Source organism: Rothia sp. SD9660Na (genome assembly GCF_030064065.1).
Lineage (GTDB): Bacteria > Actinomycetota > Actinomycetes > Actinomycetales > Micrococcaceae > Rothia.
In genome coordinates, this window is sequence record NZ_CP125946.1 from 1,800,320 (window position 1) to 1,825,201 (window position 24,882).

Consider the following 24,882-nt stretch of genomic DNA (forward strand, 5'->3'; position numbering starts at 1 on the left):
CGGAACCAGTCACCAGGTAATGCCGTCGCCAGAGGCATCCTTATCGGGTGAGATAACAGGAACAAAGACCATGTTCCGCTGATTAGCTACCCGAGCCATCGCAGTTAAATCTGCATTGTTAGGGAAATAAACTTTGGATTGGTCAGGCGTCCAGTAGTCACCATCGAGATAGAACACCACACCTACAGGTCGGGACCAGTCAATATTATTGGCGTAGACATGGTACTGAGAACTTGCACCATAAGCAGAAAAGGTAGCAAAATTCCGATTCGTAGTCACAGCCTGGGCTTCTGATACCGGTGCAAGGCTTAAAGCGCTTACAGCCAAACCAGTCATTACAACGGTGGTCGTTACTTTCTTAAGACGAGAGAGAGAGAGAGAGAGAGAGAGAGAGAACAAATTGGTTACCTCTAGTAGTGTGTAGATGGTGTTTCTAGGCTTCTTCGATAAACCTAGCACCTACCATCAAGAAACTCTTGATATAGGTCGTCCGACACGTACAGCGATTCAAAAGTCTCCCAGGTCTTTTCGGCGGCATGGCGGGCTACCATTTGGTGGGAGCACTCCCCCATAGCCTTCCGCTCGTCCTCGGGCAAGCTCAAGATATCAGCTAGCCGAGCAGCCAGCTCAACGGTATCGCCCGGTGTAAAAAGGTAACCGTTCTTCCCCGAATCAACCAGGTGCGGCAGGGCCAGGGCGTTAGCTAACACCACCGGCTTTGAGGCACTCATAGCCTCTAGGGTCACGAGCGACTGAAGCTCAGCCGTACCGGGTTGGCAGAACACGTCGGCGCGCAGGTAGCCCGCGCGAAGTTCTTCATCTGACACGTACCCCAAGAAACGCACTCGGTCAGCCACACCGCATTCTGCGGCCTTGGCCTGCAAATCAGAAAGAATCTCGCCGGTTCCAGCAATCTCAAGCACAGTCTTCTGCTTTAGCTCAGCAGGAAGAAGCGAAAAGCCCTCAATGAGCACATCGATATTCTTCTCAACGGCCAGGCGCCCGGCAAAGAAAATTCTCAATTCATCGGCAGCTTTCTCGACTACTTCGCCCGGGGCAAGTTCATAATCGGAGCTTTGAATACCGTTAGACACCGGCATCACCGGGCGGCGGAACTTACCGGCGCTTTCCATAGCATCGGCACCAATTTGGGTGGGAGTAGTCACCACGGCAGCCCGGTTGAGAACCCAGCGCATATCAAACCACGAAGCCTTAACCACCAGTTCATTACCAGCCTTACCGAACGGTAAGAAGGGGGTAATATTTTCGGGCATTACATGGTTGGTCGCAATAACTCGTACCCCGCGTTTAGCGCCGACACGGGCCAGTACCCGACCAATGATGTAATGGCACTGAATATGAATCACATCGGGCTGGATCTCTTGCACCAGGCGGTCTGCCTCGGCGTAAATTTCCCAGGGGAAGTTCAGGCGCATGTAGGGGTGGGTAATTACCTTGTGCGAGCGCATGCGGTACTCAATGATGCCATCTACCGTGTGACGACTGGTGACGCCTTTTTCCTGCTTGGGTGCCATCACATGTACGGTGTGGCCGCGCTCGGCTAGAGCATGGGCGAGACGGGATGAGAACTGAGCGGCCCCATTGATATCGGGCGGGTAAGTATCGGCGCCAATGAGGACGGTCAAAGGCTTATCAGCCATGCAGGGCCCTTTCGAGATCTCTTCGTTCGGTACCCCACTGACCTTACCGGGTTTTTGGGGCCCGCGCATCAGCCGCACAGCGGAGCTCACCTGCCCCGGGCGTCCGTTCTTTCTCTGGACAGTAAAAAGCCCGCCCCGGCAAGAGATGCCGGGGCGGGCGTGAGCGCAAGGACGCCTGTGCCGCCTCTTCCGAGGCAAGGCGGGTCTTACTTGCGGCGGCTAATGAGCTTGCCGAGGAAGACGAAGAAGGCTCCCAGGGAAGCTGCCAGGGTTGCGAAGGACTTCCAGTGAGCCTGCAGGGTCTCGGGGTTCGAGGCGTTTGCGGCCAGCTTCTTACCACCGTCAACGGCGGTAGCAGGAGCGCTCTTTGCGGAGGTCTTGGCGTTCTGCACCAGGCCCTGGGCACCAGCCTGTACGTCGCGGGAGTAGGTCTCGATATCGTCGCGCAGGGTCTTGAGGTGCTCGCGGCGCTGCTTGGTGCGTTGCAGGAGCTGTTCCTTGCTGGGGGCGGGGGTAGCGTGTGCCTGCTGCTCGCCGCCGGCCTTCTTCTCCTCTGCCTTCTGCTCGGCCTTCTTGGCTTCTGCCTTCTCAGCCTGCTCGCGCTTGAGGCGCTTGGAGGTCATGGCGGAGCCTTCCTTCAGCACGCCCAGGTCGTAGAGCAGACCAAAGATAGCTGATTCAGGCTTTAAGGGCAGCTGGGCCTTGATCATCTTGAAACCGACAAAACCGGCGATGCCGGCAAGGAGCAGAAAGAGGACGAACAGAACCAGAGCTGCCGCCCAGTTAGGCATGATGGAGGCCAGACCAACGTAGGCCAAGATAACCAGAGCGATAGCCATAAAGAGGGCGAAGACCAGGGCTACTGCGGCAACCGCAGCGCCCTTACCCAGGGCGATACCCTTTTCTTTGACCTCAATCTTGGCGATCTGGATTTCGTCTTTGAGCTGCTTAGGGGCTAGGTTGGTGAGCACCTTGCCTGCGTCAGCCACGTTCGTAACGCTAGCTTTGATGTTGTTGAAGCCAGCGCGCAGACCCTGGGCTCGGCGTGAGCCGTTCAGGTCGTTAGGAGTGGTCATGTGCCACCTCTCTCTGTGTCGATAAGCGTGCTTGCGTATTACGTGTACCAAATAGTAAGTTTACCGGCTTTTAGGGGCTTGTGGCGACTGCGCCCTGGAATGTGGCGCGTTTATCGGGAGAAGCTCAGGCAATAATTCTGGGGAACAAAAAAGCCCAGCCGAAGCTGGGCCTTTATTGCCGCTCCCCCGACTGGACTCGAACCAGTAACCCTTCGATTAACAGTCGAATGCTCTGCCAATTGAGCTACGGGGGAATGTTGTTTGCGGTGTTTCCATCGCTGCAACGAGTAATAACTCTACACGGGCTTTTTACCCTACGCAAATCGATATTGAGTTAACTACATCACATCTTAGTCTTGGCCTTGCATTTTGCTGCGGCGGCGGAGTTCGAGGGTGAGGAGTTGCTGTTGAATCTCCCGGTAGGCTTGGGCGTCGTTCTGGGGCGAGAGGCGTTGGAGCTGCATGAGTAGGTCTGATTTTTGTCGGGTGATTTCTTGTTCGAAGAGGCGGTTGAGTATGTCTTGTGAGTAGCGCACCAGTTGGTCGTCGGTGCGGGCAGGGATGGGGGCGACGGTGAGTTCTGCGATGAGCGCGTGGACGGGTTCGGGGGCGTGGGCGCGAACGGTGTTGACCCAGGTGGCTCCGGGCTCAGGGGCGATGGTGGAGGCTGCCCCAATGATGCCCTGGGCGATGCCACTGTGGGCCCGGTAGCGGTAGTGCACGGTGGCTAGCTCCTGCCACTGTTCGAGGGAGAGGTACTGGGGGTATTGCAGCACGATTTCGAGTGCTTCACGCTCGGTGCGGGCTGCGGGGTCGCGTAGGTCGGGTAGCTCGTAGGGGTCTTCTACAGGGGTGGGGGCTTCTTCTGCTGCGATTCGGGCGGCGCGTTCTGCTTCTGCTGCTTCGGCTCGTTGGCTAGCGGAGGCCTGCGGATTAGCTGCCGCTGCGCTGACGGCTCGCTGCACTTCGGCGGCGTCTAACCCTAACTGCCCTGAAACCTGCCGTACGTAGGCTGGGCGCAGGGCGGCGTCCTTGATTCCGGCGATGATGGGCGCGATGGCGCGCATGCCGCGCACGCGCCCCTCAAGGGTGCCGAGGTCGTAGTTGGCAAGGGTGGCGTCGATAGCGAATTCGAAGAGCGGACGCCGGGAGGCAATGAGGGAGCGCACGGCGGCGTCCCCGCGTGCTAGGCGCAGGTCGCAGGGGTCCATGCCATCTTTTGCGACGGCCACGAAGGTTTGGGCGACGAAGCGCTGGTCTTCTGAGAAGGCAGCCAGGGCGGCTTTTTGGCCGGCGGCGTCGCCGTCGAAGGTGAAGATGACTTCGCCGCCGGTGCCGTCGTCGGAGATGAGGCGGCGCACTATTTTGATGTGGTCGGTGCCAAAGGCGGTGCCGCAGGTGGCCACGGCGGTGTCGATGCCGGCGAGTTGGGCTGCCATGACGTCGGTGTATCCCTCGACGACCACAATCTGCTTCTTCTTGGCGATAGGGCGTTTGGCCAAATCTAGCCCGTAGAGCACCTGCGATTTTTTATAGAGGGCGGTCTCGGGGGTGTTGAGGTACTTGGGGCCCTGGTCGTCGTCGAAGAGGCGGCGGGCGCCGAAGCCGATGGTTTCGCCGGTGATGTTGCGAATGGGCCAGATAATGCGGCCACGGAAGCGGTCGTAGAGGCCGCGCTGGCCTTCTGAGAACATGCCGGTCTCGCGTAGCTCCTCGGTGGTGAATCCCTTGTTCATGAGGTACTTGAGCAGGTTATCCCAGCCACGCGGGGCAAAGCCAACCCCAAATTTTTGGGTGGCAGTCGGGTCAAAGCCACGGGCACCTAAGAACTTCTGAGCTTCCACGGCGGCGGGGGTGTAGAGATTTTTTTGGAAGAACTCCGCTGCAATCTTGTGGGCATCGAGCAGGCGCTGGCGGCGTCCTACCTCTTCGCGGCTCATGCCGCTACCCTGCTCATAGTGCAGTTCGTAACCGATGCGGGCGGCGAGTTTTTCGACGGTTTCGGTGAAGGAGGTGTGGTCCATTTCCATGAGGAAACTGATCACATCGCCCGATTCGCCGCAGCCGAAGCAGTGGTAGGTGCCCATCTGGGGGCGCACGTGGAAGCTCGGGGTGCGTTCATCGTGGAAGGGGCAGAGGCCCTTGAAAGAGCCGATACCGGCGGATTTGAGGGTTACATACCCTTCGATGATTTCGCGGATGTCGGTGCGTGAGCGCACCTCGTCAATGTCTTCTCGTTTGATTAAGCCTGCCACGGGTTCAATTTTAGTCTGGGCCGTCAAGCCGGCGGATTTTGGCTTACCACAGCGGTTTGTCGCCAACCGCCCAGTGGGTTCCTGTGATTCGTTTGAAGAGGGCGACCGCGGAGCGGTCGGTCAGGCAGGCGACCTGGTCAATGACCAAGCGCAGGCGGGCGGCGTCATCGTTACGGCCAAGTTCTTGCAGGTCGGCGGCAAAAACCGGGTCAAGGTAGCCGGGGTTATCGAAGAGGGCGTGGACTAGAAATTCGAGGATTTCCTGTTGGTTCCCGTCGGTTGCCTGGGCGGCTGCTGCGTCGCGAGGAGCCATGACAAAAGCGGTAGCGATGCCCTTGAGCACGGCGATTTCGTGCTCGGTTTCTTCGGGCACCACCAGCTGGGCCTGGTAGCGGGTGAGCGGTTCGTCCCCGTAGACGTCGCGGGTTGCCAGCATGGCGCTGGCAGCAAAACGCCCAATGAGTTTAGAAGTAAGGGCCTTGAAAGCCGCCATGGACGAGCGGGTCCCCGTCATATTCGGCACCCAGCGGTTGAGGTTCTCTAAGCGGGTTAGTGCTTTGTCGAGGATGGCGTCCTCAACCCCGGGCAGGTACCAGAGCCGGGTTTTGTCGAAAACCTGCTGGCGGGCGTCCGCCTTTTTCAGGTCATCAAGCTGCACGTGCCCACCGAAGACGGCGTCCTCCACATCGTGCACCGAGTAGGAGATGTCGTCGGCGAGGTCCATAACCTGGGCCTCTAAGCATTTTTGGGTGGGAGTAGCCCCGGCTTCAGCGGCCCCGGCACGGAGCCATTCGAAGACCGGTAGGTCGTCGGCATAGACACCAAATTTGCGGTTGGGTTTGCCGTCGGTGCGGACGGGGGCCTGGGAGCGGGTCCAGGGGTACTTGCAGGTTGCGTCCAAGGACGCTCGGGTCAGGTTTAGCCCGGCAGAACCGCCGTCGTGCCTAATTACCTTGGGTTCAAGGCGGGTGAGCAGGCGCAGGGTTTGGGCGTTACCCTCAAAACCACCGGCGTCCGCCGCTAGCCGGTCGAGGGCGGTTTCACCGTTGTGCCCAAAGGGCGGGTGTCCAAGGTCGTGGGAGAGACAGGCCGTATCGACAACATCGGGGTCGCAGCCCAACATGCGCCCCAGCTCGCGGCCAATCTGGGCAACTTCAAGGGAATGCGTCAGGCGGGTGCGCACAAAATCGTCGGTGTCGGGGTCAACTACCTGGGTTTTAGCTCCGAGACGGCGCAGGGCGGACGAGTGCAGCACGCGGGCCCGATCGCGTTCAAAGGGTGAGCGATAGACAAACTTATGGTGTTCAGGAACCCAGCGTTCGGCGTCCGCTGCGCTATAGCCGGGGGTGGGGGCCTGTTCGGGGGTGAAGGTGCTGCTCATGTATCTCGTCTTTTCTCTACCGGTTCAATCTAGGCCTGTTGTTCTAGTTTAAAGGTCATCCCCCTGGTCAAGACCGTATTCGGCGGGCCAGGTGACCTCGCCTGAGACAGGCGGGTAGTCGGGGGTGAGGTTGATGAGTTGCAGGGCATCGACCAGGTCGGCCTCGTGGCTGGTCTCAAAGGCAGCCAGGAGCAGGTCGCGAATTTCTGCGGTATCGGCCGGGGTTTCAGGGCTCAGGGCGTGGGTGGTCATGCCTTTAAGTCTAGAGGGTATGCCCAGGCTGGGGCGTGTGCCCCGCGTCCGCCTGCCTCACACGTAAGGGGAAGGTGGGCGCCGCGTCCGCCCTCACTCCGTCCTGTCCCGCACCGCGAACTCAGTGTCTATAAAAATCGCGCAGGACCCACGTCGAGCGTGGACACTACGCGATTCTAGTCAGCACTGTGTTTATTGGGGCAGAGGTTTCATGGAAGCAAGGACGCGGTCAGGCAGCATGTGCACGCGCGGCAACAGATCTTGGGGTGGGTACGTAGGGTCAATACATTCGCGCCAGTACTCAACGTGTTTCTCGTCCAACCAGTGCTCAGACTCAGTGACCTTCTGTTCCAAGCCGGCCTCCCCACGCACTGAATACCAGTACAGGTAATCGACGCCATCAATTGTTTCAGCAAAAATTGTCTCAATGTACATGTGCTCAGGCTCTTAGGTAGACTAAGCGCCTCTGCCCCACGGCTGTAGGTAAGCGAAAGCTTCATATGCGTGCGCAAAGAACACGCCTATGAAGCTTTCAGTTACCTACGAGGAGATTTCATGAACCGTTTGATAAGAGCTTCCTAACCACAGATTTACGCCTGCCTAGAACTAGATCAGCTCAGTTATGCCTTGATGACCGTGATACTCCACTCAGCAGGGCCACGTTTAACAAAGTTTTTCGTTCCGTAACCGTTCTCAGCTGCCCACCTCGGAATTGCTTCAGTGCCCTGGGTACAGTCAAAGTTAATAACCAGTTCGTCGCCGGAGCTAAGCTCAGTCATGGCTGCTTTGGCTTCTTGGACGGGGAAAGGGCAAATCAGACCATCTGTTTCGAGGATTCGCTGTGCCATAGTGACTCCTTAGGATTTAACAAGTTGAAAACGATTGACGATAAAGATTCTTGCAGCAAGGCCAGCACCCAGCAGCATAGCGACGAAGGCTACCCAACCCTGCCATGAGAACATAGATGTTTCGACCAGGCCGTTACCGATGGTGCAACCTCCGGCCCATGCAGCACCCCACCCCATCAATGCGCCACCGAGGATCGACTTCACGATGATGTCAGCGCTCGGTACACGAATTTTAAACTCTCCACTAGCCTTGGCTGCGATGAAGGAGCCCAGGAGAATCCCCAGCACTAGGAAAAGGCCCCAGTCAACATAGCCGGTGTCACCCGTTGTCAGAAAAGCAGTGAGGTTAGCGCTGGGGCCAGTAATACCTAGACCCCATTGACGTCCGGTTGCCCAGCTCAAGGGCCAGGCAATAAGAGCGATGAGGCCGATGATAGCGCCTGTGATGTAAGGGTTCCAGGCTTTTTCAAAAAGGATGTGAGCTAAACCGGTCTTTTCGGCAGGCAGAGTAGCGACGGGCAGTTTAGGCCGGGTGAGATTACGGTAGACCCAGATGCCCGTGATGAGAGCCAAAATACCTACGAGTACCCAGGGAGAGATACCCAGACTCTGATAAATTGTCGCGTTCTCGGTAACGCCCCAGGACTGTACAGTTTTTGTACTTTGCCCCAGGGGCCCGAACTTGAAAATAGCGGCAAAGAGAGCGTAGAAGATGAGGGCAAACCAAGAACCCACTAAGCCCTCACCTGCACGATAGTAGGTTCCTGTGGCACACCCTCCAGCAAGGAGCATACCGACCCCGAAAATAAACCCGCCCACTACAGTAGCAAATGGAGCGAAGGCGCTGGCGACGGTTTCGGTAGGCAGGTAGCCCGTACTGTTAAAAAGAGCTAGTCCTATAGCTTGGACGCTAATAGCTACGAAAAGGGCTCCAAGCCACCAGGTATTTTTAGCAACCCAAACATCACGAAAAGCACCGGCGACGCAGAAGCGGCCACGTTGAAGTACGAAGCCCAACACGGCACCAACAAAGAGACCTGAAATAAGCATGTACACCATGCTAGGTATAGCTATGAGAGCAAGTAAATATTGCATTCATATGGGGAAACCTAAGGCAACAGTTCGCAATACGCGCTTGCCTCTTGTCTATCGTGAGGGTAAGACAGGCGGCGCGCCTTAGGTCCTATTCCACCGTCTACAAGAATCGCGCAGTGACCACACACGGCATGGACACTGCGCGATTCTGGTAAGCACTTAATGTAACCTATGGTTTGCGCTCCCTACGGGAAGGTACAGTCGTCTTCTATGAGCGAGAAGTACGTACCCAACTATGGTGACCTGGAGCATTTTCGGTATGAAAGGCTGATTCGCACCAAATCCAGGGCCTACCAGATGGCTTGCTGGCAGGGTTATCTGGGCACCCACGAGTTCTTTCTGGGCAACACTCTCAAAGGCTGGGCGACGCTCCTTCTCACTATGGCGACCGCTAGCCTGCTCGTCTACGAGTGGATACTCGGGCTTCTCCTGCTTATCGTCGTCATCTGCCTCAATATCACGGCGGTGCGGGCTATCGCCGCGTCAGACCCAGCCAGCGACATCTACGGTGAAGAGTGCGGAGCCGTCTTTCATAGCCTCCACATGGTGAGCTCCTTCTCCATCATGTGGGACATGAACCTGTGGAAGGGCAAAACTCCCACCGACCCACCGCCGCCCGACATGGATTAAGCGGGCCCAGGCGTCCGCTCCCCTAGCCGCCGCTGATATCCAGCTCGGCATCCACCAGGCCCAGGCGCTCAGCGTCCCCTAGGACGCGGGAGTTCAGCCAGCCATCGGGTAGGTGGGGCTTCTTGGGGTTGCCAGCTCGGCCGCGAGGGCCCTCAACAGCGGCACCGGGGTAGCCGATAGAGTGATCCAGTTCGGCCAGGTACTCACGGAAGGCTTCCAGGGTAGGTACGGTAGACATCTTGGCGCGCAGTTTGCCGCCCACCGGGTAGCCGTGGAAGTACCAGGCTACGTGCTTGCGGATCTCGCGCAGGCCGCGGGTCTCATCCCCAAAAGTCTCAACTAAAAGTTCCGCGTGGCGATAAATCATATCCGCCACCTCAGAAACAGAGGGGCGGTGGCGCTCTTCCGAGCCCTCAAAGGCGTTCTGAAGGTCGCCAAAGAGCCAGGGGCGGCCCTGGCAGCCGCGGCCAACCACAATGCCGTCCACCCCGGTCTGCTCGACCATAGCGATGGCGTCCTCGGCCGAGAAAATATCGCCGTTACCCAGAATTGGCACGTCGGGGATAGCTTCGCGCAGGCGGGCAATGGAGTCCCAGTCAGCCTTACCTGAGTAGTGCTGGGCGGCGGTGCGGCCGTGCAGGGCGATAGCTGCAACCCCGGCATCGCGGGCGATTTTGGCTGATTCCAGGTAGGTCAGGTGATCCTCGTCTATGCCCTTACGCATTTTGATGGTCAGGGGCACATCCCCGCGAGAAGCCTCACGGACGGCGGTCTGGACAATAGCGGTAAAGAGGTCGGTCTTCCAGGGCAGGGCTGAGCCGCCACCCAGCTTGGTTACCTTGGGCACGGGGCAGCCGAAGTTCAGGTCGATGTGGTCGGCGCGGTCTTCTTCGACCACCATGCGGATTGCCTTACCCACGTTGACGGCGTCCACCCCGTAAATCTGAATGGAGCGGATCTTTTCGTCGCCGTCATGGTCAATAATGCGCAGGGACTCGGGGTTGCGCTCCACCAGTGAGCGCGCTGTGACCATCTCGGTCACGTACAGCCCGCCACCGTAGTCGCGGCAGAGCCGGCGGAAGGCCTTGTTAGTAACGCCAGCCATGGGCGCCAGCACCACGGGGGTGTTAATGGTGTGCTTACCCAGGTGCAGGGGAGGCAATTTTAGTTGCTTGGCGCGGGCCGGGGTCTGGCCGGTCTCTAAAGTCTCTTCTGTCATAACCTTCCAATTCTGGCACAAACCCTGCGGGGGCGCTGTTAGCTAGAGCAACACAAGAGGGCCCCGGGTGGTTCATTCCCGGGGCCCTTCATGAGGCTGTGGTTCAGCGCTAGAGGCTTAGAGTGAGGCTTACTTGTTGTCGCCTTCTACAACGATTTCTTCCTTGCGGACGTCTGCTGAGACGCGCTCGGTGTCGGTGCGTACTTCCTTGCCAACTGAGACGCGCTCGGTGGCTACGGTTTCGGTGGAGACAACGGGTCGCTCTTCGTGGGCGGTGACGGTAACGTCTGCCTGTGCCTCTGCGGAGTCGAAGTCGTAGTTTTCTACGACTTCGCCGTCCTTGAGGTTGGTGCGCTCAACAACGATTTCTTCCTTGCGGACGGGCACCTCAACGGTTTCGGTTTCGGTGCGGACGACCTTGCGCAGGCGGACCTGACCGGTCTGGGTTGCGCTGGTGGCGGTGCCAACATTCAGGCGCTCTTCGTGGGCAACGACGTCGCCGTTCTCGGCAGTTGCGGTGGCCTGAGCTGCGTGGGCATCGGCGGCAGGACGCTCGGTGTTAGCTACACCGGTGGTTGCGGTACCTGCGGTGAGTGAGTAGTACTCGTAGAGGCGCTGCTCTTCAGCGGGTGAGAGTTCGCCGTCTTCTGCGATGCTGGGGGCGTCCTTGACAAATTCCTTGGTGTAGGGAACGTGGATTTCTTCGCCTGCGTAGCGAGCCTTGTCCACGGGGATGAAGGATTCGTTGGTGCCGAAGAAACCGGTGTTGACGGTGACGAAGGTGGGTTCGCCGGTCTGGGCATCGAGGTAGAGCTCGCCTACCTTGCCAATTTTTTCACCGTCGGCGCCGAATACGGTGCTGTTGCGCAGGGTTTCGATGGTTTCGTTGGTAGCCATGAGCTATTGCCTTTCTTTGCGACTCTCAGTACGAGGTGTTGCACCAGCCGAGCTCTCCCGATGAGTGCTATCAGTAGGCTGAGCAACTGGTAATAACCTTACATACTTTCAGCAGGCTGAGCAACTACTCAGCGAACTTTTTAAGAAAAAGGCAATATTTCGCTCTGAGACTAAAAACGCCCTGACTAGTCATGTCATTCTTGACAGATAAAACAAGAGGATAACAGGGGTTAGTTTTAAAATAAATATCTTATACACACATTCCTCAAAGAGTGCACCACCTCGGTCGCACCCGAGAATCGTCAAAGCCTCTTGACAGCCCCACACTTTTTCCCGATACTTGTGATAAGTCAATACTCATTGACGAAACATAGTTGAGGAGGTCCTATGCAGTCCGACGACCCGCGTATTACAGCCGTCCGCACCGCCAATGAGCAGGTCACCCAGGCCACCCGCGCACTTGAGGACGCCGTGCAGGCAGCCCGCGCAGGCGGTGCGACCTGGCAGCTTATCGGCTCGGCGATTGGCGTGACCAAGCAGGCTGCCGCCCAGCGCTTTTCCGAGACCGTCTATAACGCTCGCTCGCTCTCGCAGATTCAGGTGGAACTGGAGCAGATTACCGAAGCTCTCTTTGCCGCCCTAGCTCACAGTGACATCGAGCATGTACACAGCCACATGACCTACACGACCGCCCGGTTACTGTCTAAACGCAAGATTCTGAAAACCTGGCAGCAGGTGCTTGAGGCAAGCGGCCCCTTTATCGAGGTCAAGAAAACGGTGGTTGAACAGGCAGGCTCCGGTTTTACCCTCACCTACCGGCTGCGCCACGAGGCTGGTGAGCCGGTCGGCCAACTCTCTTTCAACTCAGCTCGCAAAGTAACAGGATTGGTAATCTTCAATGACGATTCGACACCCCTCCCCTGGTAACAGCATCTATGCGCCCCTCATTATGGTGGGACTATGGGGCCTACACGGTTTTATCACCTGGTACCTCAGCCGAGAACTAGCTATAACCTTGTGGGCGATTGGCCTAGTGGGGGTTGGTACGGTGCTCACTCAGTGGTTCCTGCGCCCTAAGGGCAGCCGCACTATGGTATGGCGACCGGGACTCTTTGCCTGGGCGCTTACTATTACCTGGATTCTCTGGGCGATTCTCAATATCTTTTGGGATATGCAAGCTCAGAACGCTGCAATCTGGCCGCTGATCGGGTACATCGGTTCAAACAGTAGTACACGAGAGGCTTCGGCTCGGAGGCGTAGAGCCCGCGACATCGGCGTCTAGCCCCTCTAAGCCTGCCCCTCCCCTAGCTCAGCCAGGCGCGGGGCAGAGAGGCGGGCGAGGGCGTCCGCGCCTATACGGGCAGCTTTCAGAGCGACTCGCCCGTCCGCCCGCAGCGGGGTGCCCTCGTCCTGCCAATGAGCGTAGGCCTGCTCTAGGTGCCCCGGTATCTCACCGCGGGCGTTGCAGACACGCCACCAGGGCACGCTCGACCCCCAAAGTGCGAGGGTGCGCCCGACCAGCCGGGGCGATTCACCGGCGACCGCACCGACATCACCGTAGGTAGCGACCCGCCCGGCAGGCACGCACTCGGCCACCCGTAAGATTCTCTCTACCCGTGTATCGTCCACGGGCCTTTAACCGTCAACCAGTACCAGGGACTCGCTGGTCACGGTAGCAGCCCCCATCTTCACCAGCTGGTCAATCAGCACAGCCAAATCTTCCATGGAGTCATCGACCTCAATCTGCACAGCGTAGGAGCCGGTCAGCACCGAAAGCAGCTGCATAATAGCTTCGCGGGCGCCAGGGTGACCCACCCGGTAGCCGATGGTGATTTCGGTGGCGTCATCTTCAGAGACGGGCATCTGGCCGGCGTCTACCTCGATAGGGCGGTAGCTCACGGCAAAGGCGATGATGTCGCCCTTCTTCCCGTTCGCTTGGGCACGAAGTACGTCATCGCGCAGCACCACAGCGCCCAGAGCCTCGGCTTCGTCGGAGAGGAAGAGACGGTTAATGCGGCCTATAGGGAGATTGGCAGGTTCATCCCAGGTGTGCACGGCCCGGTAGAACTCCCAGAAGCGCTGGGTAAGTTCGACAGACCCAGTGGCTAGATCTTCGATGGCCTGGGTGATACGTTCAGATTCGTCCTGGCGCAGGGGCACAGACGGCACCGCCCCAGCTTCAATGCGCACCATACGCGAGCGCTGGGCCGCCGTGAAACCACGGGCTAAGGCGAAGTTTAGGCCGGTAGATTCTGGCTCCACGGTGGCGCGGAAAGCCGAAACGCCGCGAGAAGATGAGGCAGCGGCGTCCTTCAGAGCCTCTAGGAGCAGGCTGCCCAGGCCTGCGCGGCGGTGCTCGGGGGCTACTTCGATGTAGGCCCACAGGCGATTAGGGTGCAGGTCGGTCTCGTAAACGATACCTGCGGCTACAGGAACGCCCTGGTGCTCGGCGATGAGGGTGCGGGAGAAGCGGGTGGTGGAATCGGGCCCGAAGGACGAGCGGAAGGCGGCTACCTGCCGGTTTTCGGCATCGTGCCAGTATTCGAGCAGGGCTAGGGTGTCGCCCTCGCGCCAGGGGCGCAGGGTATAGGTATTCTTGGCGGTGCTCATGGTGGTGCCTTTCGGGTAGCCGTCCGGGGTGTACCCATCTACTTTAGCGCCCCTACCCTACCTGCGGGCGTCCGTGCGGCAGAAAGCCTGCATGCTGAGCGTGAACCGGGCAAGTAGCATCTTGATTTCACCGGCCCGTTACCGGCTAGACTTTAAGGGCTTAAAGTTTGTTTGACTCGATTATTTAGCGTGGTGTTATGACTTCTCGCCTTGCCCACAAGCCCACTCTGACCGGTTCCCGCATTGAGCTACGCCCCTTTGATGCTGAAGCCATCGACGCCATGATTGAGATTTTGCAGGAGCCGGAGGTACTGGTTAAGACCGGCACCGTGCACTCCCGCTCAACGGAAACCCACCCCTTCAATGAGGCTAAGACCCGCGAGTGGTACTCCCGCCGTAACGAGAAGAAGAACCGCCTTGACCTGGCTATTTTTGCGCTCGACCAGCAGAAGTATGTGGGCGAGGTAGCCTTCAACGAGTACGACCCCGACAACGGGTCAGTCAACTACCGTATCGCCATTGGTCAGGCAGGCCAGAACAAGGGCTATGGTACAGAGGCCACCAAGCTCATGGTCGATTACGCCTTTGAGAAGCTAGATCTGCACCGCATTGAGCTAGAGGTGCTGGACTTCAACGAGCGAGCCAAGCACGTCTATACCTCCTGCGGTTTTGTGCCCGAAGGACGCCGCCGCGAGGCTTTCCTAATTGACGGCGAGTACCACGATGCAGTGATTAAGTCGGTCCTGCGCAGTGACTGGGAGGCCGCCCGCTCGGTATCGGGCCACCTGACGCTGGACTTGAAGCGGGTAGAAATCTAGCGCCGAAGGTGCTGGAGGTATAAGAAAAGGACGGACGTGCGGAGAGCCTGCTGGCTCGGGGCTGGCGTGAATTGGGGTGAGCGCCCCAGCGCGAGCCCCAAGAGGGTCAGCAGGCGAACGCGCGTCCGTCCTTTTATGTACCTATAGATACCTACTTAGTCAGCTTAGCTGCCAGGTAGGCGGTGACCTGGTCGAGTGAGACGCGTTCCTGAGTCATGGTGTCGCGTTCGCGGATGGTAACGGCCTGGTCTTCGAGGGTGTCGAAGTCGACGGTGATGCAGAAGGGGGTGCCGATTTCGTCCTGGCGGCGGTAGCGGCGGCCGATGGCGCCGGCATCGTCGTAGTCAATGTTCCAGTTGCGGCGGAGCTCGTCGGCCAGGTTCTTGGCGGTGGGGACGAGGTCTTCCTTCTTAGAGAGGGGCAGAACGGCTGCCTTGACGGGGGCCAGGCGCGGGTCGAGCTTGAGCACGGTGCGCTTGTCAACGCCGCCCTTGGTGTTGGGGGCTTCATCTTCGACGTAGGAGTCGACGAGGAAGGCCATCATGGAACGGGTCAGGCCGAAAGAGGGCTCGATGACGTAGGGCACGTAGCGTTCGCCGGTGCCCTGGTCGAAGTATTCGAGCTTGGCGTTGGAGTGTTCGTTGTGCACGCCGAGGTCGTAGTTGGTGCGGTTGGCGACGCCCATGAGTTCGCCCCACTCTGAGCCGGTAAAGCCGAAGCGGTATTCGAGGTCCATGGTGCCTGCGGAGTAGTGGGCGCGGTCGTCTTCGGGTACGTCGAATTTGCGCATGTTGTCGGGGTTGATGCCGAGGTCTACGAACCAGTTCCAGCAGTCTTCGATCCACTGGTCGTAGTACTTGGGGGCGTCGTCGGGGTGCACGAAGTATTCGATTTCCATCTGTTCGAACTCGCGGGTTCGGAAGATGAAGTTGCCGGGGGTGATTTCGTTGCGGAAGGCCTTGCCGATTTGGCCGATGCCGAAGGGCGGACGCTTGCGGGCGGCGGTGACGACGTTGTTGAAGTTGACGAAGATGCCCTGGGCAGTTTCGGGGCGCATGTAGTGCAGGCCCTCTTCGTTGTCAACGGGGCCCAGGTAGGTCTTCATGAGGCCGGAGAAGTTTTGGGGTTCGGTCCACTGGCCCTTGGTGCCGCACTTGGGGCAGACGATGTCGCCCATGCCGTTTTCGGGGGCACGGCCCTTCTTGGCTTCGAAGGCTTCAATCAGGTGGTCCTGGCGGTGGCGGGAGTGGCAGGAGAGGCATTCAACGAGGGGGTCGGTGAAGGTTGCGACGTGGCCTGAGGCTTCCCAGACTGCCTTGGGCAGGATGATGGAGGAGTCGAGGCCGACCATGTCTTCGCGGCCGCGTACGAAGGTTTGCCACCACTGCTGGCGGATGTTTTCTTTGAGTTCGGCACCGAGCGGGCCGTAGTCCCATGCTGAGCGGGATCCTCCGTAGATTTCACCTGCCTGGAAGACGAATCCGCGGCGCTTGGCCAGTGAAATAACGTTGTCGAGTTTGGACTTCGGTGCCATAGTTTTTGGTTTCTCCTATGAGCCTGCGCCACCGGTTGCGGCGTGCTTGGATGTAAAAAAGAAAGTGGGCCGGGTGGCGCACACGTCTTTAAGCCTACCGCACCTGGGTGCCTGGGTGCGGGCGCGGGTAGAGTGGTGGGTATGAGTATTGAGTCTGTTTTTATTCGTGATGAGATGATTCGCCTGGGCCAGTTTTTGAAGCTGGCTAATCTAGTGGAGAACGGGGTGCATGCCCGTGAGGTGATTCAGGACGGCCTGGTGAAGGTGAACGGTGATATTTGTGAGCAGCGCGGGCGTCAGCTACACGCTGGCGACACTGTGGAGCTGAACGGTCTGACGGTGCAGGTGGAGACCGAGTAAGCTAACTGCTCTTACTGCCTGGGTTAAGCAGACAGTACCTTCTCTTTGAGAAAGTCCGTGACGTGGGTGAGTTCTGCGGCGGCGACTCCGTGCCCGATGTTGGGGTAGGTCTGGGCGGTGAGAGCGGTGTGCCCGGCTACCCATTCGCGGGTAAAAGAGATTTTGTCGGCGGTGATGACGGGGTCAGCTTCGTCGCTCCCCCAGAAGAGGGGCAGGGGCTCGTCAGCTAGCTGGGCGTCCTTGAAGTAGTGTTCCCCACCGGCCACGGCGTAGCCGGAGAGCCCTACCACAGCCTTGATGAGATCGGGGCGGGTACGGGCTACCGAGGTGGCAAGGGCCATGCCCTGGGAGAAGCCCAGCAGGGTCACGCTGTTGTAGTCGGCGGCGATGGGTTCGAGCCAGCCCAGCAGGTAGTCCACGGCTAGTTCGATTGCGGTGAAGCCTACGGTTTCAAGCTGCTGGTTGAGGGGCCACCACTGGTAACCCATGGCGGGGCCTTCAACGTAGGCGGAGTCGGCATCGGCCGGTAGCTGGTAGCCAACGGGCTGGGGCGCGCGGACGGACGCGTAGGTCACCTTCTCGCTGGGCAGGTAGGGAGTGAGCCCCAGCAGGTCACGCTCGTGGGAGCCATAGCCGTGTAGGAGGACGACCAGGTGGGTGCCCCGGCGAAAAGGTTCTGCCTTGGAATATTCAACAAGGTACTGGTTCATAACCCCCAACTTACCACCGGCTGAGCCGACTTTAGACCACTGACCATAGGTGTTTGCGCCCCCGCGGTTGTGCTTCGTCGGCGGCGTCCCGGGTTTCGATGCTGGTGGCAAGTATGCGTTCGAGCTGGTGGTGTTCGATGAGGAAGCCGTCGTGGCCGCAAGGTGAATGAATCACGGCAGGTTCTACGGGGTTGGGTAGGGCTGCTGCGAGGATCTGGGAGTCGGAGGGGAAGAAGAGTCGGTCGGAGTCCACGTAGGCGATGGTCCAATTGCAGACGGTGCGGGCCAGTGCCTTTTCAAGACCGCCGCGGCCCCGCCCGAGGTCGTGGGAGAGCAGGGCTTCGTTGATAGCCAGGTAGGAGTTAGCGTCGAAGCGGTTGGTAAGTTTGGTGCCGTGGTGGTCCAGGTAGTTTTCAACCTGGTAGCGGCCGCGTTCAGCGCTGATAGGGTGCAGGACCTTGTGGCCGTCCTGGGCGTCACGGCCGAAGCGGAAGTGAAGTTCGGCAGCTGAGCGGTAGGTGGTGTGGGCGATGCGGCGGGCCAGAGCCAGGCCGGTGACGGGGCCGCGGCCGGGGTAGTAGTCGCCGCCTGCGAAGGCTGGATCCTGCCGGATGGCCAGGTTTTGCATGTGGCCCCAGGCGATCTGTTCGGCGGTAGCTGCGGGGCCGGAGGCGATGACGGCGCAGGAGCGGACGAGGTCGGGGTAGGTGACGGCCCATTCTGCGGCGCGGGCGCCTCCCAGGGAGCCACCGATAACGTGGTGGAGGGAGGTGACGCCCAGCTGGTCGAGTAGGCGCTTTTCGGCGTGGACGCCGTCGCGGATGGTAACCAGGGGGAAGCAGGATCCCCAGGGCCTACGGTCGGGGTCGATGCTGGCGGGGGCTGGTGAGGCGGGGCCGGTGGAGCCGTAGCAGCCACCGAGTATATTGGGTGAGATGACGAAGTATTTGTCGGTGTCGATGACGCGGCCGGGGCCAACTGCGGTGGGCCACCAGCCGGCGGCTTCAGCGGCTTCGCGGTCCTGCTCACTGGCGTCCGCCCCTACTCGCCCTGCCGAGACGTGGGTGTCGCCGGTCAGGGCGTGCAGGATCAGGATGGCGTTGTCGCCCGCCTCGTTGAGGGTGCCCCAGGTTTCGTACCCGATGGTGATGTCGGGTAGTACTACCCCTGATTCGAGGGTCAGGTCACCGATAGAGGCGTGGGTGAGGACGCCGTCGGTGCGATGGGGGGCACTGTCAGCGGGACGTGCTGTCGTCATTGAGCTACCTTTCCTTAGCGGATAGCGGCAAAGCCGAGGTCGAGGTCGGCGAGAATGTCATCGATGTGCTCGATCCCTACCGAGAGGCGGATGAAGGCTGGGCTGATACCGATGGCTTCAAGCTCTTCGGTGGTGGACTGGCTGTGGGTGGTGGAGGCCGGGTGGACAGCAAGTGAACGCACATCGCCAATATTGACCAGCAGGGAGTGCAAGGAGAGGGAGTCCACGAACTTCTGGGCGGTTGCGGCGTCGGCGTCCTTGAGGGTGAAGCCGAGGACGGCGCCAGCCCCCTTGGGCAGGTACTTTTGGGCCAGGTCGTAGTAGGGGGAATCAGGCAGGCCGGAGTAGGTGACAGATTCGACCTGGGGATGGTCCTTGAGGAACTGGGCAACCTTGAGGGCATTCTCTACGTGGCGCTCGACGCGCAGGGAGAGGGTCTCAAGACCGATGGCAATATTGAAGGCGTTGGTCGGTGAGATGGATGAGCCGAGGTCGCGCAGCAGAGAGACCCGGGCTTTAAGGATGTAGGAGAGGTTGACCCCAAAAGCCCCATCTGCACCGAGATCGCGGGCATAGACCAGGCCGTGGTAGCTTTCGTCGGGCTGGTTGAAGAGGGGGTACTTCTCGGGGTAGGCGCCATAGTCGAAGTTACCGGAGTCGACGATAACGCCGCCGACCGAGGTGCCGTGGCCGCCCAGGTACTTGGTGGCTGAGTGGATGACCACGTCAGCGCCATACTTGATGGGGTTGAGCAGGTAGGGGGTGGCAATGGTGTTATCGACGATGAGCGGCACCCCAACCTCGTGGGCCACGGTCGAAACAGCCTCAATATCAAGCACATCGCCGCGAGGGTTGGGCAGGGTTTCTGCGTAGAAGGCCTTGGTGTTCTCGCGGGCTGCTGCTCGCCAGGACTCGGGGTCGGCAGGGTCGTCAACGAAGGTGGTTTCGATGCCGAGGTTCTTGAGGGTGTACTTGAGCAGGTTGAAGCTGCCGCCGTAGAGGGAAGGGGAGGCAACGATGTGGTCCCCGGCCCCGGCGATGTTCAGGATTGCGAAGGTTGAGGCTGCCTGGCCGCTGGCGAGCAACAGGGCCCCGACGCCACCTTCGAGGGCAGCGATACGGTTTTCAACGGCTTCCTGGGTGGGGTTGTTGATACGGGAGTAGATGGGGCCCAGCTCTGAGAGGGCGAAGCGGCCTGCTGCCTGGGCGGAGTCCTTGAAGACAAAGGACGTGGTCTGGTAGATGGGCAGGGCGCGAGCGCCGGTTGCCGGGTCAGGTTCCTGGCCAGCGTGAATCTGCTGGGTTTCGAACTTCCAGCCGGTGGGGTTGGAGGGGGTGGGAACGGTGTTCTCGGTGGTCATGCGGTTACTCCTAGGGAGATCGTTGTTTCAGTGTTCAGTTGAAACGGGCCGCATGCCGTATCTTCCGCCCGGGTCAGGAGGAAAAGAATCTGATGCCCTCGCAGAAGATAGAGGCACATCGGTCCCGCGCTTGCGTACCTGGTTCTCGGTGGGTACGCCCGGTCTTCACCCAGGGCACCCCACCGCGAGTGGAGGGTTGCCGACCAGCGAGCTGGGGCTTAGCGCTGGTTCTCTTGACCTGTTTCTAGTCTGGCTGGCTCACCCGGGGAGCGTCAAGAAAGGGCTCTAAAGTTTCAGCATGTGTCCTTGTATTGCGTACGTTACGTTCTGTGAGCGTCATTTAGAATGGTGGGAAGCGAGTTTTTACGAAAGGGCTGATGATGTCTCTGACTCCTCCTCTTGCCAAGCGCGTGCCCCTTGCGCGCACCCATCACGGTGATACTTTTGTTGATCACTACGAGTGGTTGCGCGATAAGGAAAGCGCCGAGGTTCTAGAGCATCTACGCGCTGAGAACGCCTTTACCGAGGCGGTCACAGAAGATCAACAGCCCCTTCGGGACGCTATTTTTGAAGAGATTAAGGGCCGTACCCAGCTCACCGATATGTCTGTGCCCTCGCGCCGCGGGGCCTGGTGGTACTTTAATCGCACGGTTGCCGGTGAGCAGTACCCGGTCATGTGCCGCGTCCCTGCCCTGACCGAGGGTAGCGTTGAAGAGCGCTACCAGCCGCCGGTCGTCCGTCCCGGTGAACCGCTCGACGGTGAGCAGGTGGTGCTGGACTGCAACGAATTTGCCCGCGATATGGCCTTTTTCTCCCTGGGATCCTTCCAGGTCACCCGCGACGGTTCCTTGCTGACCTTCGGTGTGGACGATTCAGGCGATGAGCGCTACACCCAGTACTTCAAGAACCTCGATACCGGAGAGATTCTGGAAGAGAAAATTGAGGACGTCTTTGCAGGGGCCTTCTTTGCCTCTGGAGCCAAGCACCTGATTTATTCGGTGGCCGATGAGTCCTGGCGCCCCTACGAAGTGCGTGCCCACGCCATTGGCACCAGCGCCTCTGAAGATTTTGCCCTCTACCGCGAGGACGATAACGGCCTCTGGTTGGGTGCTGGCATGTCGTCCTCCCGTACCCACGTAGTCATTACCTCATCCAACTCTGAGTACTCAGAGACCCGCATTATCAATATCCACGAGCTGGGCCAGCTAGAGCCCACCCTCATTATGAAGCGGAACGCCGGTATCGAGTACTCCACCGATATCATCGACGTGGAGGGCACCGGCTATCTGGTCATCGGCCATAACCACGAGGCCCCCAACGGTGAAATCGTACTGGCTCCCCTGCGGGAAGAGTACGTGCCCTTTGCCGATTTCAAGGCCAGCTGGATTCCCCTGGTGCCCCACCGCGAGGACGTCCGCCTTGAGTCCGTGAAGTTCTCCCGCAACCATCTGGTGCTCATGGCCCGTGAGAACACCACCGTTAAGGTATTCGTTGCCCCGCGTACCGCTCTTGCGGAGCAGGTTGCCGCAGCCCACCCCCAGGGCATTGACCTCTATGAGCCCGGCGGCTTTACCGAAGAGCTCTACACCTCGGCTTTCTCGGGTGTGAATATCATGTCCCCGGTCATCCGCCTGAACTACACCTCCTACCTCACCCCCAGCAGCGTCTACGAATACTTCCCCGATACCGACGATCTGGTGCTGCGCCGCCGCACCCCCGTGATCGGTTACGAGCCCGAGAACTACACCGCCTACCGTATGTGGGCACCGGCTGCCGACGGAGCCATGATTCCGCTCTCTGTCATGCACCGCGCCGACCTCGATAAGACCCAGAAAAACCCCCTGATTCAGTACGGCTACGGGTCCTATGAATCCTCCATGGACCCCTATTTCTCCACCGCCCGCCTGAGCGTGCTGGACCGCGGCGTCATCTTCGTCGTTGCCCACATCCGCGGTGGCGGCGAAATGGGCCGTGCCTGGTACACCGAGGGCAAGAAGCTGGCTAAGAAAAACACCTTCACCGACTTCATCGACGCCACCGACTTCCTCGCCTCCCAGGCCTGGGTGGACGCTGCTCGTATCGGCATTATGGGTGGATCAGCCGGCGGCCTGCTCATGGGTGCCGTCGTCAACATGGCCCCCGAAAAGTACGCAGCCTGCCTGGCCCAGGTACCCTTCGTGGATGCCCTGACCACCATTCTTGACCCTAACCTGCCGCTCTCGGCCCTGGAATGGGAAGAATGGGGCAACCCCATCACCGACAAGGAGGTCTACGACTACATGAAGTCCTATACCCCCTACGAGAACATCCGCCCCGTGAAATACCCTGCCATCGCAGCGGTTACTTCCCTCAACGACACCCGCGTCTTCTACGTCGAACCGGCTAAGTGGGTAGCAGCCCTGCGCGAAACCATCGACCCGGCCTCCCCCACTCCCCTGCTCAAAATTGAGATGGACGGCGGCCACGGCGGCGGCTCAGGCCGCTACACCGCCTGGCGCGAAATCGCCTGGGACTACTCCTTCCTGCTCACCCACCTGGGTGCCACTAGCGTCACGGAGTAAACCCGCCGATGCCAACGTCCACTGATCTAGTAGATCTCACCCCGCGCGTCCCCCACGAAATCCTACTCTCCCTGCTGAATAAGCCGCCCTACCGGGAAAAGTGGATGCGGCACGTGCAAAGACGCCGGGGTAACTCCATCAACCAACGAGCCGTAGCCACCTTCATCGCCTACGAGCTTTCTGACTACCTGAACCAGGACATCGACCCAGCAACCATCAAAGACAGGGTCTCGCGCGCCCTGAACGGCGAAGCAATTTCGGACGCCACCGCCCACATGTTCATCACAGCCTTCGAGTTCACCGCAGCCGAAGCCAGAGAACTGCAGCGGGCCCTCTCAGCCCACAGCCTCAGCCGAAAGCTTGCCCAGCGGGCAGAGACCCTCACCAGCGCCGAAAGCACCATCGACACCCGCAACTACACCTCCCTCTCCACTCTGATGGACGGCCACGTCGACCGTTTCGGGTTCATGCGCCACATCATCGTCACCGAGATTATCTGCTCTGAGGTAGATGAGCTCACCCTCATCTCCCCCCGCTTCGAGTCCACGGATTCTACCGTCACCCTGCTTGAGGGCGGCGAGCTGGTCTCCATGAACGAGCACGAACGTGCCCACATCCACCACCCGGACAACACCATGTGGCAGCTAGCTATTAGGACGCCCTACCCTATTCGCTACGGCCAGGTACACCAGATCCGCTACCGGATCGACCTCAATATTGAACCCATGCTCCGTAAACGAGAGAAGTTCAACTACGCTTCTCTAGGGCCTTTTACGCCAGCCCGCTTCAACACCAGCATGGCCCTTACCTTCGATGCCCCGCCCACCAATATGCACCAGAAAATCTGGTCCCAAGCCATGCGCGATGAAAACCTGCTCGAAGTGATAGAGCTTCCCGCTCAGCTGCGCTACTCTATGAGCTTCCCCATCGCCGAAGACACTGTCTTCGCCTACTTTTGGGAATCAGACCATGATGGAGCTGTCCGCCACTACCACGGGGATGGCCCCGCCTGGCTCTCCCGCCTCACCCCCGCCGACCCCAACTCATAGCATGCCCACTACACCCAGCTCAGCATCAACCACCCACCTGGTCAGCGCCCTGCTCCGCTCAGAGCTCTTGGAACCCTATGTGCGCGACACCTGGGAACGCTACATCCACCACGAAAAACTGGGCGAAGCCAACCCCTTCTCTATCAGGGCTATCGCCCGCGCCATCAGCGCCCACCAGCACACCGTCTACGGCCTAGAAATCCCGCCCCACAAGTACAAAGACCGGGTTCGTCGCGCCATCACCGGTGAACACATCAGCAGCGAAACCATCGACCTGTTCAGCGAAACCTTCGGCTTCGACGAGCGCACCCAAAAAGCCCTCCACAAGGCAGCCACTCAAGGTTTCGACGACTCAGAAACCGTCCAGTTCCTCCGCACCAGCCCCCAGGTGCTCACCTCAAGCTGCTACCTCGACATTCAGCTTGACCCGGCTGCTCCCGGTACCTTTACCCTCAACGCCACCTACACCCTGCTCAGCCTCGAATCAGGCTGCTCGGCCTTCGTCTTTGCCCTACCCCAGGGGCAGGAACTTACCTGCGTTGACCAGAACTTTTCGGTATCACGCGTCGACGAAGACCAGGAATGGGTGTTCACCCCCGCTACCTTCATTCAGCCCCTGCAAACCTTCATGCTGCGTTTCAGCATCCGCGGCACCGTCCAGCCCCAGGCGGACGGCAGCTACCAGCTCCTTTTGCCCTTCACCCACCGCAGCTACTCCGCAGCCATCAAACTCACCGCAGCAGGCAGCCCCCTAGCTGTAAGCTTCACCGAGCAGACGTCCGCTGGTGCCTCCCCCATCATCACCACCTGTGCTGACACCGTCACCGACTACCTCTCCCACTTCTACCCCAGCCTAAAAGACACCACGCTGGCCCTTACCTGGGCGCCCGCTCCCTAGACCAATAGTTTCAACCAAAAAAAATTTTCGCCCCCACCGTAAAACTGCGATATAAGCGAGACGTGGGAGAACATAACCTAAACGTGTAAGGTTTGGTGGATGTGGTAACCATCTTTCCTTACACTCGATAATCTAACCGGTGTTCGAGACTCAGAGCTTCTGAAAAGAACATCCCGCCCCTGGTGCATGTTTTTCGCTCCTAGTTTCCCCCCTCTGTACTAGTGTGAGGGTCTCTCACCGTGTTAAATCGAGACACTAGGTAGCTTTAGTGCGATTTTTGCTACCTAACCTAGCGGTCGGTTAGTTTTCCCTAGCACGCCGACCGTTCACCTGGTAGAGCTCTTTACCCCAGAACCCTATCCGCGGTGCAAAGTAATAAGGCGCCCCTCTTTCCCAGAGCGGGCGCCTT

General features: G+C 59.4%; 24 protein-coding genes, 1 tRNA gene and 1 riboswitch. Of the genes, 7 read left to right on the plus strand and 18 right to left on the minus strand.

The window, feature by feature from the left end; translation table 11 throughout:
- Positions 1–9 precede the first annotated feature (9 nt).
- From QM007_RS08480 to QM007_RS08525, 10 genes are all read right to left on the minus strand, one after another.
- Positions 10–336: a hypothetical protein gene (locus QM007_RS08480; protein ID WP_283489554.1), complete on the minus strand. Its 327-nt coding sequence runs from the start codon at positions 334–336 to the stop codon at positions 10–12.
- 116 nt (positions 337–452) lie between these two features.
- Positions 453–1,661 (minus strand): glycosyltransferase, encoded by a 1,209-nt coding sequence (locus QM007_RS08485; protein WP_283489555.1) that lies wholly within the window; start codon positions 1,659–1,661, stop codon positions 453–455.
- 206 nt (positions 1,662–1,867) lie between these two features.
- Positions 1,868–2,737, minus strand: a complete 870-nt coding sequence (locus QM007_RS08490; protein ID WP_283489556.1) for a phage holin family protein — start codon at positions 2,735–2,737, stop codon at positions 1,868–1,870.
- A gap of 181 nt (positions 2,738–2,918) precedes the next feature.
- Positions 2,919–2,991, minus strand: a tRNA-Asn gene (locus QM007_RS08495).
- A gap of 96 nt (positions 2,992–3,087) precedes the next feature.
- Positions 3,088–4,992 (minus strand): DNA primase, encoded by a 1,905-nt coding sequence (dnaG, locus tag QM007_RS08500; protein WP_283489557.1) that lies wholly within the window; start codon positions 4,990–4,992, stop codon positions 3,088–3,090.
- 43 nt (positions 4,993–5,035) lie between these two features.
- A complete protein-coding gene (locus QM007_RS08505) occupies positions 5,036–6,373 on the minus strand; it encodes a deoxyguanosinetriphosphate triphosphohydrolase (protein WP_283489558.1) in 1,338 nt (445 codons plus the stop codon).
- Positions 6,374–6,421: 48 nt separating this feature from the next.
- Positions 6,422–6,625 carry a GNAT family N-acetyltransferase gene (locus QM007_RS08510; protein ID WP_283489559.1) on the minus strand — a complete coding sequence of 68 codons (204 nt, stop codon included), beginning with the start codon at positions 6,623–6,625 and terminating at the stop codon, positions 6,422–6,424.
- 192 nt (positions 6,626–6,817) lie between these two features.
- On the minus strand, positions 6,818–7,060 hold the full coding sequence (locus QM007_RS08515) for a DUF6176 family protein (RefSeq protein ID WP_283489560.1): 243 nt from the start codon (positions 7,058–7,060) through the stop codon (positions 6,818–6,820).
- Between the two features lie 185 nt (positions 7,061–7,245).
- The gene (locus QM007_RS08520; protein WP_283489561.1) at positions 7,246–7,473 is read right to left on the minus strand and encodes a sulfurtransferase TusA family protein; all 228 of its coding nucleotides are present in this window, start codon (positions 7,471–7,473) and stop codon (positions 7,246–7,248) included.
- Positions 7,474–7,482: 9 nt separating this feature from the next.
- Entirely contained in the window at positions 7,483–8,523 is a 1,041-nt protein-coding gene (locus QM007_RS08525) for a YeeE/YedE family protein (RefSeq protein WP_283489562.1), read from the minus strand.
- A 255-nt stretch (positions 8,524–8,778) separates the two neighbouring features.
- On the opposite strand from QM007_RS08525, the gene QM007_RS08530 reads away from it, so the two are divergent.
- Positions 8,779–9,198, plus strand: coding sequence for a hypothetical protein (locus tag QM007_RS08530; RefSeq protein WP_283489563.1), 420 nt, complete (start codon positions 8,779–8,781; stop codon positions 9,196–9,198).
- A gap of 22 nt (positions 9,199–9,220) precedes the next feature.
- Here QM007_RS08530 and dusB read toward each other — a convergent pair whose 3' ends face one another.
- A complete protein-coding gene (gene dusB, locus QM007_RS08535) occupies positions 9,221–10,417 on the minus strand; it encodes a tRNA dihydrouridine synthase DusB (protein WP_283489564.1) in 1,197 nt (398 codons plus the stop codon).
- A gap of 129 nt (positions 10,418–10,546) precedes the next feature.
- Positions 10,547–11,314: a DUF2382 domain-containing protein gene (locus tag QM007_RS08540; RefSeq protein WP_283489565.1), complete on the minus strand. Its 768-nt coding sequence runs from the start codon at positions 11,312–11,314 to the stop codon at positions 10,547–10,549.
- A 387-nt stretch (positions 11,315–11,701) separates the two neighbouring features.
- Here QM007_RS08540 and QM007_RS08545 point away from each other — a divergent pair, with 387 nt between their 5' ends.
- Positions 11,702–12,241, plus strand: a complete 540-nt coding sequence (locus QM007_RS08545; RefSeq protein ID WP_283489566.1) for a hypothetical protein — start codon at positions 11,702–11,704, stop codon at positions 12,239–12,241.
- Positions 12,242–12,601: 360 nt separating this feature from the next.
- On the opposite strand, the gene QM007_RS08550 is transcribed toward QM007_RS08545, so the two are convergent.
- Positions 12,602–12,943, minus strand: a complete 342-nt coding sequence (locus tag QM007_RS08550) for an MGMT family protein (RefSeq protein WP_283489567.1) — start codon at positions 12,941–12,943, stop codon at positions 12,602–12,604.
- Between the two features lie 6 nt (positions 12,944–12,949).
- Complete coding sequence (locus QM007_RS08555) at positions 12,950–13,924, minus strand: GNAT family N-acetyltransferase (protein ID WP_283489568.1); 975 nt, start codon at positions 13,922–13,924, stop codon at positions 12,950–12,952.
- Between the two features lie 197 nt (positions 13,925–14,121).
- Between QM007_RS08555 and QM007_RS08560 the strand changes: the two genes are divergently transcribed.
- Positions 14,122–14,742, plus strand: a complete 621-nt coding sequence (locus QM007_RS08560; RefSeq protein ID WP_283489569.1) for a GNAT family N-acetyltransferase — start codon at positions 14,122–14,124, stop codon at positions 14,740–14,742.
- A gap of 151 nt (positions 14,743–14,893) precedes the next feature.
- On the opposite strand, the gene QM007_RS08565 is transcribed toward QM007_RS08560, so the two are convergent.
- Positions 14,894–16,276 (minus strand): glycine--tRNA ligase, encoded by a 1,383-nt coding sequence (locus QM007_RS08565; protein WP_237187289.1) that lies wholly within the window; start codon positions 16,274–16,276, stop codon positions 14,894–14,896.
- A gap of 141 nt (positions 16,277–16,417) precedes the next feature.
- Between QM007_RS08565 and QM007_RS08570 the strand changes: the two genes are divergently transcribed.
- Entirely contained in the window at positions 16,418–16,636 is a 219-nt protein-coding gene (locus QM007_RS08570; protein WP_283489570.1) for an RNA-binding S4 domain-containing protein, read from the plus strand.
- Between the two features lie 23 nt (positions 16,637–16,659).
- On the opposite strand, the gene QM007_RS08575 is transcribed toward QM007_RS08570, so the two are convergent.
- From QM007_RS08575 to QM007_RS08585, 3 genes are read right to left on the minus strand one after another with little or no spacing between them, the layout of a single operon-like run.
- On the minus strand, positions 16,660–17,346 hold the full coding sequence (locus QM007_RS08575; protein WP_283489571.1) for an alpha/beta hydrolase: 687 nt from the start codon (positions 17,344–17,346) through the stop codon (positions 16,660–16,662).
- Positions 17,347–17,377: 31 nt separating this feature from the next.
- On the minus strand, positions 17,378–18,604 hold the full coding sequence (metX, locus tag QM007_RS08580; protein ID WP_283489572.1) for a homoserine O-acetyltransferase MetX: 1,227 nt from the start codon (positions 18,602–18,604) through the stop codon (positions 17,378–17,380).
- A 14-nt stretch (positions 18,605–18,618) separates the two neighbouring features.
- Entirely contained in the window at positions 18,619–19,965 is a 1,347-nt protein-coding gene (locus QM007_RS08585; RefSeq protein WP_283489573.1) for an O-acetylhomoserine aminocarboxypropyltransferase/cysteine synthase family protein, read from the minus strand.
- A 121-nt stretch (positions 19,966–20,086) separates the two neighbouring features.
- Positions 20,087–20,204, minus strand: a riboswitch (SAM riboswitch).
- A 138-nt stretch (positions 20,205–20,342) separates the two neighbouring features.
- Here QM007_RS08585 and QM007_RS08590 point away from each other — a divergent pair.
- The 3 genes from QM007_RS08590 to QM007_RS08600 are packed head-to-tail and all read left to right on the plus strand — an operon-like array spanning position 20,343 to position 24,473.
- Complete coding sequence (locus tag QM007_RS08590; protein ID WP_283489574.1) at positions 20,343–22,526, plus strand: S9 family peptidase; 2,184 nt, start codon at positions 20,343–20,345, stop codon at positions 22,524–22,526.
- Positions 22,527–22,534: 8 nt separating this feature from the next.
- A complete protein-coding gene (locus QM007_RS08595; protein WP_283489575.1) occupies positions 22,535–23,575 on the plus strand; it encodes a hypothetical protein in 1,041 nt (346 codons plus the stop codon).
- 1 nt (position 23,576) lies between these two features.
- Complete coding sequence (locus QM007_RS08600) at positions 23,577–24,473, plus strand: hypothetical protein (RefSeq protein ID WP_283489576.1); 897 nt, start codon at positions 23,577–23,579, stop codon at positions 24,471–24,473.
- The last annotated feature ends 409 nt before the right edge of the window (positions 24,474–24,882 follow it).